The organism is Amycolatopsis sp. lyj-109 (genome assembly GCF_046548995.1).
GTDB lineage: Bacteria > Actinomycetota > Actinomycetes > Mycobacteriales > Pseudonocardiaceae > Amycolatopsis.
In genome coordinates this window covers 1-13,941 of record NZ_JAJPWR010000051.1, presented here as the reverse complement: position 1 = coordinate 13,941, position 13,941 = coordinate 1, and the positions used below count along the sequence as shown (strand labels likewise).

Sequence of the window (13,941 nt, the reverse complement as noted above, 5' to 3'; positions counted from 1 at the left end):
GTGGACAAAGGTGTGGATGGACTGTGGATCGCCTGTGGGCGTGATGTGGACGGAATCAGCATCGTCGCTGGTGAGAGACCCGTTGGCACTGTGGGCAAACTGCCCACACGGTGGGGAAAACCCCTTGTGTACAAACAATTTTCGCGAGTTTGCGAAGCGCGCGTACACGGCTTCGCTGCTTCGCCGTGTACGCGCGCTTCGGGTACTCCAAAGACGACTTCGGGGCGTCCACTGTGTGCGGACGCCCCGAAGTCGTTGGGAGATAAGGGATGTGCTACTGGCGGGCGCGCTGCTTGATGCGCGACGTCAGCTCCTGCACCTGGTCGTAGATCCGCCGGCGCTCGGCCATCTCCTTGCGGATCTTCTTGTCCGCGTGCATGACCGTCGTGTGGTCGCGGCCGCCGAACGTCTGCCCGATCTTCGGCAGCGACATGTCGGTCAGCTCGCGGCAGAGGTACATCGCGATCTGCCGGGACGTGGCGAGCGCCTTCGTCTTGCCGGGACCGCAGAGGTCGTCCAGCGTCACGTCGAAGAATTCGGAGATGACGCCCATGATGGTCGGCGCGGTGATCTCCGGGGCGTGGGAATCGGGGATGAGGTCGCGCAGCACGATCTCGGCGAGCGCGCTGTCGACCGGCTGCTGGTTCAGCGACGCGAACGCGGTGACCCGGATCAGCGCGCCTTCCAGTTCCCGGATGTTCGCCTCGACCCGCGAGGCGATGAACTCCAGGACGTCACCCGGCACAGCGAGCCGATCCTGCGCCGCCTTCTTGCGGAGGATCGCGATGCGCGTCTCGAGCTCGGGCGGCTGGATGTCGGTGATCAGGCCCCACTCGAACCGCGTCCGCAGCCGGTCCTCCAGCGTTTCGAGGCGCTTGGGCGGGCGGTCGGAGCTGACGACGATCTGCTTGTTCGCGTTGTGGAGGGTGTTGAAGGTGTGGAAGAACTCTTCCTGCGTCCCTTCCTTGCCCTCCAGGAACTGGATGTCGTCGACGAGCAGGATGTCGATGTCGCGGTAGCGCCGCTGGAAGGCGACCTTGCGGTCGTCGCGCAGAGAGTTGATGAAGTCGTTCGTGAACTCTTCGGTCGAGACGTACCGGACGCGCATGCCGGGGAAGAGCCGTTGCGCGTAGTGGCCGACCGCGTGCAGCAGGTGCGTTTTGCCGAGCCCGGACTCGCCCCAGATGAAGAGGGGGTTGTACGCACGGGCGGGCGCTTCGGCGACGGCGACCGCGGCCGCGTGCGCGAAGCGGTTGGACGCGCCGATGACGAACGTGTCGAAGGTGTACTTCTCGTTCAGCTTCGTCTTCGACGTCTGCGGCTGCGCCGGCGCGGTGTACGGCTGGCCGGCGATCGGCTGGCCCGAGAACGTCGGCCAGATCTCGTGGACCGCGGCGAGCGCCTCGCCCTCTTCGTCGACTTCTTCGTCGGTGTCGTCGCCGTCGTCCGGCTTCGGCGTGACGGCCTGGCGCGCCGGCATCGGCATCGACGGCGCCGGTTCGGCGGGACGCGGCGGTGGCATCATCGGTGCGCCGTGGGGGGCCAGCGGCGGTGCGGCTTCGAGGCTCGCGCCGTTTTCCACCCGACCGGGTGACGGTGCGTAGCGCGGTGCGGGGGCCGGGGCGATCGCCTCGGTGTTGTCGACCTTCACCGCGAGCGAGATGACGCGGCCGAGCCGCCGGGAGAGCGCGTCGGTGATCGCGCCGCGCAGCCCGCGTTCGATCGCTTCCTTCGCGAAGTCACTGGGCGCGGCCAGGAGGGCGGTGCCGTCGAGCAGGCCGATGGGACGGGTCACGCGCATCCAGGCGCGCTGCTGGGGGGACAGGGTCCCGTCGGACAGTTCGCGTACCACCTGTTCCCAGATGACACCCAGATTGTGCTGGTGATCCGACACCTGTCTGGCTCCCCTCCCCTCGTCGGCGTGGACGGCGGATCCGCTCACGGAACGCCTGGTCACTCCACCCGGCGATCACAGGAGGCCTGCCCGCGCACCGGCACAGCGAATATCCACATAGTTGTCCACAGCTGTGCACTAATGTACGGCGAGCCGCGGCGACGCCGGCTACGGGCTCGTCGTACGCCGGTGGGCACTCCACCACCCGGATACTCGTGCACCTCGACCGGTGACCCGAGAGAGGCACGCTAACAAGCCCCGCTCGCGGCCACAAGGCATCCTGGGCGGCAAGCATTTCACGGTGCACCGCGCGTGGCCATTCGGTGCCTCGGCGTCGGGCTCCCGGAGGTCGCCGCCCGGTCGCGTACCGTGGCCGAGGGGGTGCTTACCGGGCGCCCGGTGGGGGTGCGTACCCTCGTAAGGTCTCCCGTATGCGACGGGTGCGTTTCGCGTGCCCACGTTGTCGTCGCTCGTCGTGACGAGGCCACACGTTGGTAGGAGACACCAGAGACTGCCGTGCGCCCGCACGACACGCCAGGTGGGGGAAGAGATTCTTCCCGGGCCGGGTGGGGACACGACAACCGCGAGACACAGGAGAAGCAGTGAGCAAGGGTAAGCGCACCTTCCAGCCGAACAACCGCCGCCGCGCGAAGACCCACGGGTTCCGGCTGCGCATGCGGACCCGCGCCGGCCGGGCCATCCTGGCGGCCCGCCGTCGCAAGGGCCGCGGCGCGCTGTCCGCCTGATCGCCGGCCGAGGCGCGCTGTGCTGCCGGCTGCCGCACGCCTGCGGCGGAGTGAGGATTTCCGCGTGGTTCTCCGTCGCGGGTCCAAGGCAGGCAGGCGCCGCCTCGTCGTCCACGCCCTGACCACGGACCCGTCCGCGGCCGCCGATGCTGTGCAGTCCAAGACTGTGCCGTCGGCGGCCAGGGCGGGTTTTGTGGTGAGCAAGGCCGTCGGCAACTCGGTGGTCCGCCATCGCGTCAGCCGGCGGTTGCGGCATCTCGTTTCGGCCAGGCTCGGAACACTGCCCGCCGGCACTGCGTTGGTCGTACGGGCATTGCCGCCGTCGTCGACCGCTTCCAGCGCCGAGCTCGGGTCCGATCTCGATGCTGCGCTGCGTCGGCTGGGGCTTCTGTCGTCGCGCCGTCCGGCCGGGGATGTCCCCAGCCCGACGCGTCCCGCGGACGCGGCCCCCGACCACGGATCAGCGGTGTGACCGGCATGCGAGCCACCCCCGAGCACGACCACGAGCACGACCACCTCGATGACGATGCTGCCGAGCCCCCGCGGCCCGGCCCGGTCGCCTGGGTCCTGTTGCTCCCCATCAAGCTCTACCGCAAGGCGATTTCGCCCTTCCTCCCACCGGCTTGCCGGTTCTACCCGAGCTGCAGCGCGTACGCAGTCGAAGCCCTCACCCGGCACGGTGCCGGCCGCGGCTCCTACCTCGCGCTGCGCCGGCTGCTGCGCTGCGGCCCCTGGACGCCGCCCGGCCGCGACCCCGTGCCCGAGACGTTTTCGTGGCGCCACCGACGACCTGATACACCGATCGAGGAGTAGCAGCAGTGCTCGATTTCATCTACTACCCCGTTTCCTTCATCCTCTGGTGTTGGCACAAGGTCTTCGGGCTGGTCTTCGGGGAAGCCTCGGCCGTCGCGTGGATCCTCGGCATCATCTTCCTGACGTTCACCGTGCGCGGCATCATGTTCAAGCCGTTCGTGAACCAGGTCCGGTCGATGAAGAAGATGCAGGACTTCGCGCCGGAGATGAAGAAGATCCAGAAGAAGTACGCGAGCGACCGGCAGCGCCAAGCCGCGGAGATGCAGAAGCTCCAGAAGGAGCACGGCGTCAACCCGCTGGGCAGCTGCCTGCCGATGCTGCTTCAGATTCCGGTGTTCATCGGCCTGAACCACGTCCTGCGTGCGTTCACCATGCCGCCGCCCGGCGGTGGCCCGAAGACCGAGAACTACTTCTTCACCCAGCACGACGTCCAGTCCTACGTCAACGCGAAGCTCTTCGGCGTCAACCTCGGCGAAGCCGTCTACAACGGTGTCGGCGTCGTCAGCGGTGGCGCCGCGAACGTGGGCTTCCAGTGGGGTGTCCTCCCGGTCGCGCTGCCCCTGATGATCGTCGCGTCGATCGCCACGCACCTCACCGCCCGGCACTCGGTGGCCCGCCAGAACGCCGCGTCGGCCACCCCGCAGACCGCGATCATGAACAAGCTGACGATGTACATCTTCCCGCTCGGTGTCCTCGTCTTCGGTGCCCTGTTCCCGCTCGGCCTCCTCTTCTACTGGCTGGCGAACAACGGCTGGACCCTGATGCAGCAGCGCCTCGTCTACACGAAGATCGACAAGGAAGAGGCGGCCCGCAAGGCGGAGGCCGCCGAGAAGCGCGCGACGCTCGGGCCGAAGCCGGGCCAGAAGCCGACCGCGCCGAAGGTCGGTCAGAAGCCGGTCCAGCAGAAGAAGAACCAGCCCGCGCAGACCGGCTCCCAGAAGAAGGTCACGAAGGCCGGCTCGGCCCACGGCTTCGCGCAGACCACGCCGGCGGAGGCGGCCGCGGCCAAGGCCGCGGAGGCCGCCACGGCGGCGGACCAGCCCCCGGCCGACACGAACGGCCAGAACGGCTCGCAGGAGAACGGCACCGGAGTGCCGGGCCTGCTCAAAGACTCGACCAGGAAGTCGGGCCGGAAGCGCCGCTGAGGCGCGACCGGTTCGGAGAGGAGACGAATGATGTCGGAGACGATCGACACGATCGACGCCGATCAGGATGACGTGACCCCGGCTGACGGAGAAGCGGGCGAGCAGAAGGCCGGGGGTGGCGACGACGTCCTCGTGCAAGAGGGCGACATCGCCGGCGACTACCTCGAGCGCCTGCTGGACCTGCTCGACTACGACGGTGACATCGACCTCGACGTGGAAGCCGGCCGCGCGATCGTGAGCATCGACGGCGGCGAGGACCTCGAGAAGCTCGTCGGCCCGCGCGGCACGGTGCTCGAGGCGCTGCAGGAGCTGACCCGCCTGGCGGTCCAGCAGGAGACGGGCTCCCGCAGCCGCCTGATGCTGGACATCGCGGGCTGGCGGGCGGACCGCCGCGAGGAGCTCAAGGAGCTCGGCCGCTCGACGGCGGAGTCGGCGCTGAAGAGCGGCGAGCGCGTGCGGCTGCAGCCGATGAGCCCGTTCGAGCGCAAGGTCGTCCACGACGCGGTGGCGACGGTCGAGGGCGTCATGAGCGAGAGCGAAGGCGAAGACCCGAAGCGGCGCGTGGTGATCTTCCCGGAGTCCTGAGACCCGGTTCTGCGAGAGCGGCCCCACTTGACTCGGTCAGGTGGGGCCGCTTCTTTGTACCCATGCGTCCGGTGCCCGGTGAGGTCCTCCACTTCTCGGAGGATCCAACGATCGCCCGCTTCGAGCCGCACGTCGCCGCGACGGCGCAACAACCGGAGGCGTACGTCTGGGCGGTCGACGCGGCGCGGGCGCCGGATTACTGGTTCCCCCGGCGGTGCCCCCGGGTGCTGGCGTGGGTGACGTCGGAGACGTCAGCGGCGGACCGCGTGCGGCTCGGTTCGCACCGGGTCCACGCGATCGAGTACAGCTGGCTCCCGGCGATGCAATCGGTCCGGCTGTACGCGTACCGGTTCGCGGCGAGCTCGTTCCGGGCGTTCGGTGAGCACGCGCACGCGATGGTGTCGACGCAGCCGGTGCTCCCCCTTGCTCCGCCGGAGCCGGTCGGCGATCTGCTCGCGCTTCACGCGTCGGCGGGAATCGAGCTACGCGTGCTGCCGAACCTGTGGGCGTTCGTCGATGCTGCCGCGGCGAGCTCGCTGGGCTTCAGTGCGATCCGGATGGGCAACGCGGTGCCGCGGCCGGGCGAATTACACGCGTGATGTTTCACGTGGAACGGCCGCCTCGGCGGCCGGCTGAGTGGAGTTGTCCACATCTGCGGACTGTCGGCTCGTTTTCTCCGGCTCATCGGGGACAATCGAACGAGCGCGGTTTCACGTGAAACCGGCGGACGAGGAGTAGACGGAGTGAGCTTGGACGAGGCCGCGGGCGCGGTGCGGGCCGCGGCGGAGCGAGTGTTCGGTGAGCACGTCGACCAAGCGGCCGGGTACGTCGAACTCCTGGAGCGGCATGGGGTCGAGCGAGGGCTGATCGGTCCGCGGGAAGTCGAGCGGCTGTGGGAACGGCACGTGCTCAACTCGGCGGTGATCGGCGAGCAGATGGCTCCGGGCGCCCGCGTTGTCGACGTCGGGTCCGGCGCGGGGCTTCCGGGTGTACCGCTGGCGATCGCGCGACCGGACCTCGATATCGTCTTGCTCGAACCGATGGCCCGCCGGGTGGCCTGGCTGGCCGAGGTGGCCGAGAAGCTGGAACTCCCGATCACCATCGTCCGTGGACGCGCGGAGGAGCAGCCTGTGCGTGAGCAGGTCGGTGGCGCCGACATCGTCACCGCTCGCGCGGTCGCCCCGCTTGCTCGTCTCGCGGACTGGTGCCTGCCGCTGGTCCGTCCCGATGGCTTCCTGGTCGCCCTCAAGGGCGCCAGCGCGGCGGACGAGATCGAGCGGGACGGTGCCGCCATCCGCAAGGCCGGCGGGGCCGATCCCCTCATCGTCGAGTGTGGTGCGGCGGTCCTCGAGGTCCCCAGCACGGTCGTGAAGATCCGTCGCCTGCCGTCGGCCACCAAGCCGAAGGCGCGGAGCAAGAAGCGCTAACGGGCCGCGATGTTCCACGTGAAACGAAGCGACTCGACCACCGACCAGACGTCTAGATGGAGGAGGTGTCGAGACCGGTGAATCCCCCGCCGTCCGACTCCACGGAGACCAGCCACGACGTGGGCTGGACGCCGATCGCCGAAGAAGCCGCCCGCGCCGCTCGTCTGCTGCACCCGGAAAGGACGCTCCCCCGCCCTGGTCGTCGTCGCGTGATGACCGTCGCCAACCAGAAGGGCGGCGTCGGCAAGACCACCAGCACGGTCAACCTCGCGGCCGCCCTCGCGGTCCACGGGCTCAAGACGCTCGTCGTCGACCTCGACCCGCAGGGCAACGCGAGCACCGCGCTCGACGTCGACCACCGGTCCGGAACGCCCTCCATCTACGAGGTGCTCATCGGCGAGGTGACGCTCGCGGAGGCGGCCCAGCCGACCGAGCAGTCCCCCAACCTCTTCTGCGTCCCCGCGACGATCGACCTCGCCGGCGCCGAGATCGAGCTCGTCTCGATGGCGTCCCGCGAGTCCCGGCTCAAGGAGGCCATCTCCTCGGAGATCCTCGACGAGATCGGCGTCGACTACGTCCTCATCGACTGCCCGCCGTCGCTGGGTCTGCTGACGGTCAACGCGATGGTCGCCGCGCAGGAGGTGCTGATCCCCATCCAGTGCGAGTACTACGCGTTGGAAGGTCTCGGGCAGCTGCTGAGCAACATCGAGCTCGTGCAGCAGCACCTCAACCGCGAACTCCGCGTCTCGACGATCCTGCTCACCATGTACGACGGCCGGACCAAGCTGGCCGACCAGGTGACGAACGAGGTGCGGAACCACTTCGGCGACACCGTGCTGAAGACGGTCATCCCCCGCAGCGTGAAGGTGTCCGAGGCGCCCGGGTACGGCCAGACCGTGCTCGCCTACGATCCCGGTTCGCGCGGCGCGCTGAGCTACGTCGACGCGGCCAAGGAGATCGCCGAGCGCGGCGCACAGATGGAGAAGGGTAGTTCGACATGACCGAGCGTCGAGGAGGGCTGGGGCGCGGCCTCGCCGCCCTGATCCCGACCGGACCCACCGGCGGTGGTCCCCTGCCCGCACCCGGCGACCAGACGGCGGCGGACAAGAAGGCGGCCGAGGACAAGGGCTGGTTCGCGGCCAACGGTCAGGCGAAGCAGCACAGTGGCGAGGTCGCCGGCGCGGTCTACCGCGAGATCCCCGTCGGCTCGATCAAGCCGAACCCGAAGCAGCCGCGCCAGGTCTTCGACGAAGAGGCGCTCTCCGAACTCGAGCACTCGATCCGCGCGTTCGGGCTCATGCAGCCCATCGTCGTCCGGGAGCTCGGGAACGACGAGTACGAGCTCGTCATGGGCGAGCGGCGGCTGCGCGCTTCCCAGCAGGCGGAGCTCGAGGCGATCCCGGCCATCGTCCGGCAGACCGCCGACGAGTCGATGCTGCGCGACGCGCTCCTGGAGAACATCCACCGCGTCCAGCTGAACCCGCTCGAAGAGGCGGCGGCGTACCAGCAACTGCTCGACGAGTTCGCGGTCACCCACGAGGAGCTGGCGAGCCGGATCGGCCGCAGCCGCCCGGTCATCACCAACACGATCCGGCTCCTCAAACTCCCCCTGCCGGTACAGCGCCGGGTGGCCGCGGGCGTCCTATCCGCCGGGCACGCGCGCGCGTTGCTGTCGCTGGAGGACGCCGAGAGCCAGGAGGAGCTCGCCGCGCGCATCATCGCGGAGGGCATGTCGGTCCGAGCGACCGAGGAAGCCGTCACGCTCAAGAAGAGCGAGAAGCCGGCCAAGCCGAAGCCCGCGCCGCGCAAGCCGATCCAGGCGCCGGGGTTGCAGGAACTCGCGAACCGGCTTTCGGACCGCTTCGACACCCGCGTGAAGGTCGACCTCGGCCGCCGGAAGGGCCGGATCACGCTCGAGTTCGGCTCGGTCGACGACCTCGAACGAATCGTCGCGATCATCGATGCGAATGGGATGAATCAGACACCGAAAACCGATTAGGGATCACCCCAGGGTGTTTCGTCACGGTGATGATTGCTCATTGCAGCCGCGACGGACACGCTTGGTGATCACACGAAAAAGGCCACCACGGAGATCCGTAGTGGCCTTTCGCGTGTCCGGAGTCAGCGAGAAATCGCCCGCGCGATCAGTTCGGCGAACACCGTGCCGAGCGACTTGCCCGCCGCCTCGATCGCCATCGGAACCGTCGACGTCTCGGTGAGGCCGGGCGACGGGTTCACTTCCAGGAAGTGGACCGTGCCGTCCGCCATCACGACCGCGTCGGTCCGGGAGATGTCGCGCAGCCCGAGTACGCGGTGCGCGGCGACGGCCAGCTCGGCCACCGCCTTGGCCGCGGCGTCGTCGAGCCGGGCCGGGGTGAAGAAGTCGGTCAGGCCGGCCGTGTAGCGGGCCGTGTAGTCGTACACGCCGCTCTCCGGGACGATCTCGACCGCGGGCAGGGCCTCGGGGCCGTCCTCGCCCTCGATGACCGTCACGGCCACCTCGACGCCGTCCACGAACCGCTCGGCGAGGACGGTGTCCCCGTAGGCGAAGCAGCCCACCATCGCCGCCGGCAGTTCCGCCGCCTCGCGCACCACCTGTGTGCCGAGCGCGGAGCCGCCCTGGTCCGGCTTGAGGATCAGCGGCAGGCCGAGCGTCTCCACCATCGCGTCGAGCACCGCCTGGGCGCCAAGCTCGCGGAACGTGCTGTGCGGCAGCACGACCCAGCCCGGGGTGGTGAAGCCGGCGTTCTCGATGAGCGCCTTCGCGGTCGGCTTGTCCCACGCGCGGCGGCAGCCCTGGGAGCCGGTGCCGACGAACGGCACGCCCAGCATCTCCAGCACCGTCTGCACCGAGCCGTTCTCGCCCTCGCCGCCGTGCAGCGCGACGACCACCGCGTCCGGGTGCTGCGTGCGCAGCCGCTCCAGCAGTCCGCCGTCGGTGTCCCATTCCTCGATCCCGAAGCTCTCGGACTTCAACGCCGCGGACAGCCGTCGCCCGGACCTCAGCGAGACGTCGCGTTCGTGCGAAAGCCCGCCGGCGAGCACGGCAACGGTACGGTCGACCACCGTGGAAACTCCTTAGCCTAAACAGAAATCAGAGCGTGTCCGGGGACGGGTTCTGCGGTCCCTGGATCCGGCGCGGGCCCACGTTACCGAAGGTGCGGGCGAGGTCCATTTCGGACTCCAGCACCGCCGCCAGCCGTCGCACGCCCTCACGGATGCGCTCCGGCGTCGGGTAGCAGTACGACAGCCGCATCTGGCGGCTGCCGAACCCGTCGGCGTAGAAGCCGGTGCCGGACGCGTACGCCACCCGGGCGGTCACCGCGCGCGGCAGCATCGCCTTGGTGTCGACGCCTTCCGGCACGGTCACCCAGACGTAGAAGCCGCCGTCCGGCTTGGTCCACGAGCAGCCCGGGGGCAGGTACTGGTCGAGCGCGGACAGGATCGCGTCACGCCGCTCGCGGTAGTTCTCGCGGAACTTCTTGATCTGGCCCTTCCAGTCGTGCGTGGCCAGGTAGCGCGACACGATCATCTGGTTGAACGTCGGCGGGCACAGCGTCGCCGACTCCGCGGCGAGCACGAGCTTCTCGCGCACCGCGTGCGGCGCCAGCACCCAGCCGACGCGCAGGCCGGAGGCGAACGTCTTGGAGAACGAGCCGAGGTACACGACGTTGTCGGGATCGGTCGACCGCAGCGCCGGGTACGTCTGCCCGTCGAAGCCGAGCAACCCGTACGGGTTGTCTTCGACGACCAGGACGCCGTGCTCGCGGCAGATCTCCAGGATCTCCGCGCGGCGCTCGACGGCCAGCGTGACGCCGGCGGGGTTGTGGAAGTTCGGGATCGTGTAGAGGAACTTCACCCGGCGGCCGGCCTTCTCCGTCCGGTCGAGCGCTTCCCGGAGCAACGAAGGCACCAAGCCGCGGTCGTCCATCTCGACGTGCACGACCTGCGCCTGGTAAGCGGCGAACGAGCCCAGCGCGCCGACGTACGACGGGCCTTCGGCGATCACGACGTCACCCGGGTCGCAGAACAGCCGCGTGACCATGTCCAGGCCCATCTGCGAGCCGACGGTCACCACGACGTCGTCCGGGTGCGCCTTGATGCCCTCCAGGGCCATGATTTCGCAGATCTGCTCACGCAGCACCGGGACGCCGTGCGCCGAGCCGTACTGCAGCGCCACCAAGCCGTCTTCGGCGATGATCTCGGCCACCTGCGCCGACAGCGTGTCGAGCGGGAGCGCCGCCAAGTTCGGCATGCCGCCGGCCAGCGAAACCACCTCGGGCCGGCTGGCCACCGCGAACAGCGCCCGGATCTCGGAGGCGGTCATCCCCGCGGTGCGGGCGGCGTACCGCTCCAGGTGCGGGTCGAGGTTCTGGCGGCCGCTGTGCGGCTTGCTGGGGCGGTTCTCGGTCATCGACGTTCACCCGGGGCTCGGTGGACACGGTCACTCCCGCGGGAGCTGTAGATCCCATCGAGTGTAACCGGGCACCCATCAGGACCCCCTGACCTTTCGGTGCTCGTCACATCGGCCTATCCTCGACCATGGCTCCGTGTTCGTGCCGTGGATCTCGCGCGGCTTGACGAACGGGCAGCCGGTCGGGAGCGCGTGCAGTTCAGGGAGGTCGCGGGTGTCGCGTCGCGTCGTGGGCGTCACACTGGACAACCTGGAGCACCTGCCGAAGAGCTGTCGCCGGTGCGTGTACTGGGAGCTTGCCCCGCACTTGAAGCACCAGGCCGAGGAGTTCGGCGCGACCGAGGTCGAGAAGGAAGCCTGGGTTTCGAGCGTGCTGCTCGAATGGGGTTCCTGCGGCCGCATCGTCTACAGCGACACGCTGCCGGTCGGATTCGTGCTGTACGCCCCGCCGAACGCCGTCCCCCGCGCACTGGCCTTCCCGACGTCGCCGCCGAGCGCGGACGCCGTCCTGCTGACCGCGTTCCAGGTGCTGCCGGAGTTCCGCGGCGGCGGTCTCGGCCGGATGCTCGTCCAGGCGGTCGCCAAGGACCTGACCAAGCGCGGCGTCCGCGCCATCGAGGCGTTCGGCGACGCTCGCCCCGACGAGGCGGATCCGGACGGCGGCCACAGCTGCGTGCTGCCGGCGGCCTTCCTGCAGAGCGTGGGCTTCAAGACGGTCCGCCCGCACCAGAAGTGGCCCCGGCTGCGCCTCGAGCTGCGTTCGGCGATCACCTGGAAGGAAGACGTCGAGGCGGCCCTGGAGCGGCTGCTCGGCCAGGTGACGATCACCACCGCCGAGCCGAGCCTCGGCCGCGCCTGATTCCCCACCCGCAAACGCTTGCGCCTGTGCTTCGGCATGCCCGGAACACCGGTGTGCACAACTGTGGAAGAAGTGCCGAGTTATCCACAGAGCGCTGATAGGAGCGGTGGACAAGCTGTGGAGAACTGCCCGAAAACCTGGGGACGCACGGCGTGCGTCCCCAGGGGTGGTGGGGCAGGTGAAGGGGACCCGCTAGGGGTTGTGGTCGGCCCTACTCAGCCTTGGCGAGCTCGTGCGCCAGGACGTCCGCGAACGTGAACGTTCCCGTCGGCTGGTCGCCCTCGCCGAGCAGATACAGGCGCTTGACGGCGATCAGGATGCCCTCCGCGACGATGTCGCGGAACCCCGGGTCGCCGAGCTTGCGGGCGTCGTCCGGGTTCGTCAGGTAGCCGATCTCGATCCGGACCGCCGGGCAGCGGGTGCGGGTGAAGATGTCCCACGACTTGTAGTGCGTGCGGTTGTCCTGCAGGCCCGTGCGGGCCGCGACCTCGCGCTGGATGAAGCCGGCCAGCAGCTCGCCCACGGTGGACGTGGTGCCGTTGCCGTTGCCGAAGTGGAAGCTCGCGACACCCTGCGCGCGCGGCGACGCGTTCTTGTCGCTGTGCAGCGAGAGGAACAGGTCGGCGCCCGCGTCGTTGGCGAACCTGGCGCGCTCCAGCTCGGTGGGGCTGTGGTTCGGGCCGCGGGAGATCAGCGCCTCCATGCCGGTGGCCTTCATCCGGCCTTCCAGCCGGCGGGCCAGGTCCCACGCGATGTCGGCCTCACGCAGGCCGCCCGCGACCACGCCGAGGTCGTCGCCGCCGTGGCCCGGGTCGATCACGATGCGCTTGCCGCGCAGACGGGGACCGGCCTGGCGCACCTGCTCCTGCTCGCGCAGGAACACGGGGCGCCCGCCCCGGGCCCGCGGCGAGGACAGGCGGTGCAGCTCGCGGATGGTCGCCGGGCCGCACATGCCGTCCGGCGTCAGGCGCATGTCGCGCTGGAACGTCTTGAGCGCGCGCTCGGTCGCCGGGCCGAAGTAGCCGTCGGGGCGGCCGGCGTCGAAACCGAGCTCGGTGAGCCGCTCCTGCAGCGTGAAGACGTCGTCGCCGTGGACGGGAGAGGCGATCATGTACGACAGCGGGCGGCTGCCCAGGTGGTAGCTGGCGCCCTTGAGCGCCTGGAACGTCGCCGGACCCACGATGCCGTCGGTCATCAGCCCACGACGCTGCTGGAAGGCACGGACGGCGTGCTCGACGGCGACGTCGAACGTGTCGTAGTCGTCGTCGGTACCGGTGACCGGCGGGAGCAGGTCCATCCCGGCCAGGATGGACCTGATCTCGGCGACGTCCGGACCGGCGTCACCGCGGCGGAGTACCCGCATGCACTCCTCGCTCTTTCCTAAGGCACCGATTCGGGGGCTCGGTGCGTGGCAGGACTTCGAAAACCTTCGCTGGGACGAGCCCAGGTCCTCTATTGTGCCTTGCCAACTCTGGGTGACAGCGTAGGCCCGGTAGGTACGTCAAGGACCCGTTAGTGGAGTACCCACGGTGGCTGCCGTCACGCTCGATTCATCCACATTGGGCAGATTCCCCCGAACGACGACGAACCCGGGACCCGCAGGAGGATTCCCGCAGGCCCCGGGTTCGCCGGGCTTGCTCGGTTCAGAGGACGTCGGCGAGGTCCGACAGCAGCGCGGCCTTCGGCTTCGCGCCCACGATCTGCTTCACCGGCTTGCCGCCCTGGAACAGGATCAGCGTCGGGATGGACATCACCTGGTAGTCACGCGGCGTGTTCGGGTTCTCGTCGATGTCGATCTTGGCGATGGTCAGCTTCTCGCCGTTCTCGGCCGCGATCTCCTCGAGCACCGGGGCGACCATCTTGCACGGGCCGCACCAGGTGGCCCAGAAGTCGACGAGGACCGGCTTCTCGCTGGTCAGAACCTCGTCGACGAACGTCGCGTCGGTCACCTTGACGGTGTTGGCCATGGTTTCTCCTTCAGGGGTGGTTGGAAGCCGGTAAGTCAGTTGGTGCCTGCGCCGTAGCCGCCGCCGACGAGCTCGGCTGCCTCGTGCGCGT

15 protein-coding genes are annotated in these 13,941 nt (G+C 69.2%); 10 read left to right on the top strand and 5 right to left on the bottom strand.

Annotated features, from left to right (window positions below; translation table 11 throughout):
- Positions 1 to 274 precede the first annotated feature (274 nt).
- A complete protein-coding gene (gene dnaA, locus ACLJQF_RS48170) occupies positions 275 to 1,894 on the bottom strand; it encodes a chromosomal replication initiator protein DnaA (protein WP_410617353.1) in 1,620 nt (539 codons plus the stop codon).
- A gap of 602 nt (positions 1,895 to 2,496) precedes the next feature.
- Between dnaA and rpmH the strand changes: the two genes are divergently transcribed.
- From rpmH to ACLJQF_RS48125, 9 genes are all read left to right on the top strand, one after another.
- Entirely contained in the window at positions 2,497 to 2,640 is a 144-nt protein-coding gene (gene rpmH / locus ACLJQF_RS48165) for a 50S ribosomal protein L34 (RefSeq protein ID WP_013231070.1), read from the top strand.
- Between the two features lie 19 nt (positions 2,641 to 2,659).
- On the top strand, positions 2,660 to 3,112 hold the full coding sequence (gene rnpA / locus ACLJQF_RS48160; protein WP_410617352.1) for a ribonuclease P protein component: 453 nt from the start codon (positions 2,660 to 2,662) through the stop codon (positions 3,110 to 3,112).
- Positions 3,113 to 3,117: 5 nt separating this feature from the next.
- Positions 3,118 to 3,453: a membrane protein insertion efficiency factor YidD gene (yidD, locus tag ACLJQF_RS48155; RefSeq protein ID WP_410617351.1), complete on the top strand. Its 336-nt coding sequence runs from the start codon at positions 3,118 to 3,120 to the stop codon at positions 3,451 to 3,453.
- Between the two features lie 5 nt (positions 3,454 to 3,458).
- On the top strand, positions 3,459 to 4,598 hold the full coding sequence (gene yidC / locus ACLJQF_RS48150; protein WP_410617350.1) for a membrane protein insertase YidC: 1,140 nt from the start codon (positions 3,459 to 3,461) through the stop codon (positions 4,596 to 4,598).
- 30 nt (positions 4,599 to 4,628) lie between these two features.
- The gene (locus tag ACLJQF_RS48145; protein ID WP_410617349.1) at positions 4,629 to 5,183 is read left to right on the top strand and encodes a protein jag; all 555 of its coding nucleotides are present in this window, start codon (positions 4,629 to 4,631) and stop codon (positions 5,181 to 5,183) included.
- Positions 5,184 to 5,245: 62 nt separating this feature from the next.
- Positions 5,246 to 5,782 carry a DUF6886 family protein gene (locus ACLJQF_RS48140; RefSeq protein ID WP_410617348.1) on the top strand — a complete coding sequence of 179 codons (537 nt, stop codon included), beginning with the start codon at positions 5,246 to 5,248 and terminating at the stop codon, positions 5,780 to 5,782.
- Between the two features lie 144 nt (positions 5,783 to 5,926).
- Positions 5,927 to 6,610, top strand: a complete 684-nt coding sequence (gene rsmG / locus ACLJQF_RS48135) for a 16S rRNA (guanine(527)-N(7))-methyltransferase RsmG (RefSeq protein WP_410617347.1) — start codon at positions 5,927 to 5,929, stop codon at positions 6,608 to 6,610.
- Positions 6,611 to 6,687: 77 nt separating this feature from the next.
- A complete protein-coding gene (locus tag ACLJQF_RS48130) occupies positions 6,688 to 7,611 on the top strand; it encodes a ParA family protein (protein WP_410617346.1) in 924 nt (307 codons plus the stop codon).
- Positions 7,608 to 8,609 (top strand): ParB/RepB/Spo0J family partition protein, encoded by a 1,002-nt coding sequence (locus ACLJQF_RS48125; protein ID WP_410617345.1) that lies wholly within the window; start codon positions 7,608 to 7,610, stop codon positions 8,607 to 8,609. The genes ACLJQF_RS48130 and ACLJQF_RS48125 overlap by 4 nt, the downstream gene beginning before the upstream one ends.
- A 122-nt stretch (positions 8,610 to 8,731) precedes the next feature.
- Here the strand turns inward: ACLJQF_RS48125 and ACLJQF_RS48120 are convergent, their stop codons facing one another.
- The gene (locus ACLJQF_RS48120) at positions 8,732 to 9,676 is read right to left on the bottom strand and encodes a D-alanine--D-alanine ligase (RefSeq protein ID WP_410617344.1); all 945 of its coding nucleotides are present in this window, start codon (positions 9,674 to 9,676) and stop codon (positions 8,732 to 8,734) included.
- 28 nt (positions 9,677 to 9,704) lie between these two features.
- Positions 9,705 to 11,024 carry a PLP-dependent aminotransferase family protein gene (locus ACLJQF_RS48115; RefSeq protein WP_410617342.1) on the bottom strand — a complete coding sequence of 440 codons (1,320 nt, stop codon included), beginning with the start codon at positions 11,022 to 11,024 and terminating at the stop codon, positions 9,705 to 9,707.
- Between the two features lie 214 nt (positions 11,025 to 11,238).
- On the opposite strand from ACLJQF_RS48115, the gene ACLJQF_RS48110 reads away from it, so the two are divergent.
- Positions 11,239 to 11,883: a GNAT family N-acetyltransferase gene (locus ACLJQF_RS48110; protein ID WP_013231060.1), complete on the top strand. Its 645-nt coding sequence runs from the start codon at positions 11,239 to 11,241 to the stop codon at positions 11,881 to 11,883.
- A 211-nt stretch (positions 11,884 to 12,094) separates the two neighbouring features.
- On the opposite strand, the gene ACLJQF_RS48105 is transcribed toward ACLJQF_RS48110, so the two are convergent.
- Together ACLJQF_RS48105 and trxA are read right to left on the bottom strand one after the other, a co-directional pair.
- On the bottom strand, positions 12,095 to 13,246 hold the full coding sequence (locus tag ACLJQF_RS48105) for an N-acetylmuramoyl-L-alanine amidase (protein ID WP_410617340.1): 1,152 nt from the start codon (positions 13,244 to 13,246) through the stop codon (positions 12,095 to 12,097).
- 280 nt (positions 13,247 to 13,526) lie between these two features.
- Positions 13,527 to 13,850 (bottom strand): thioredoxin, encoded by a 324-nt coding sequence (gene trxA, locus ACLJQF_RS48100; RefSeq protein ID WP_003082899.1) that lies wholly within the window; start codon positions 13,848 to 13,850, stop codon positions 13,527 to 13,529.
- Positions 13,851 to 13,941 lie beyond the last annotated feature (91 nt).